Origin of the sequence: Janthinobacterium sp. HH104 (assembly GCF_001758715.1) — a bacterium.
In the GTDB taxonomy this organism is placed as follows: domain Bacteria; phylum Pseudomonadota; class Gammaproteobacteria; order Burkholderiales; family Burkholderiaceae_D; genus Janthinobacterium; species Janthinobacterium aestuarii.
Map to the genome: position 1 here is coordinate 1 of NZ_LRIB01000006.1, position 1,068 is coordinate 1,068.

1 protein-coding gene is annotated in these 1,068 nt (G+C 66.8%); it reads right to left on the reverse strand.

Annotation, left to right across the window (positions count from 1 at the left end; translation table 11 throughout):
* Nucleotides 1-61 precede the first annotated feature (61 nt).
* Nucleotides 62-1,068, reverse strand: a 1,007-nt coding sequence (locus tag JAB6_RS00630; RefSeq protein ID WP_139143234.1) for a replication endonuclease, incomplete at its 5' end; no start/stop codon positions are given.

The window sequence follows — 1,068 nt, forward strand, 5'->3', positions numbered from 1 at the left end:
GCGGCAACCTCAAAAAATTCAAAGCGTTCGGTTTGCGTGCGAACGATCACGGCATAGGTGCTCATGTGCCATCTCCTTCATGGGGTGGGGTGTCGGGGACGATCAGCCGGGGCCACGGACAGGCGTTGACGGCCGCCCAGGCGGCAATCAGCGCTGTTTTTGCCTCGTCAGGCAGCTCAGGCACGGGCGCCGCCGGCGGCGTGGCCGGGGCAGGGCGGTCGGGGTGCGTACAGTTATTTACACGAGTCCGAGGAACGGCAACCCCAACAGCCACCGCGCGAGCGCCTGTGGCCTGTACCGGCGTCCACGTATGGCGCACGGACTTGAAGACCACACCAATCAGGTCGCTGCAGCGCACGCCGTAGGGCGTGGTGCGCAGCGTTTCACCGTAGCGGCCGATGACGGTTTTTTCGTCCTTGGCCAGGGTGACGACCAATTCCTTGCGCGGCACAAGGGCGCCGCCTTGGGCGCGCAGGTACTCGGCCCAGCAGGCGCGCTTTTCGCCGTCGATCTTTTGCACGGCGTCCCAGGCGCGGCGCATGGCGGCCGGGGCTTCGTTGAGCATGCTTTCCTCGATGCGGCGCAGTTCGCGCCACACGGTGACGGGGGCGCCGCCCCACTGCTGGAATTGACGGATACCCCAGCATGCGGCCCAGGACTCGACGCGTGCCGATGGCGTCAGCTCGACATCGCCTTCGGTGTCGGCCGTGACGACGTAGCCTTCTTTCGTCTTGTGCTCGGCCACGCCGTCGATGTTCTTGGCCACGTACTTGGCGATGTAGCCGGCGGCGCTGCCCTTCGCCCAGTCGATGCGTTTCACGTCCAGGCGGCGCGCGAAGGCGCCCGGTTCGCCACGATCCACGCGCCAGGCGTAGCGCTTCATGATGCGGATGGCGCGGCCGGCCACGTCCTGCAGGTGGGCCGTCTTGTATTTCGCGGTCGGGCGCACGAACAGCAGCAAATGCCAGTGCGGGCAGCCGTCGTGGTGCGGCTCGGCGATACGAAAGCCGTACAGGCCGATGCCACGGCGCGCCAGGGCAGAGCGGCACAGCGATGTCATCTTGCCCA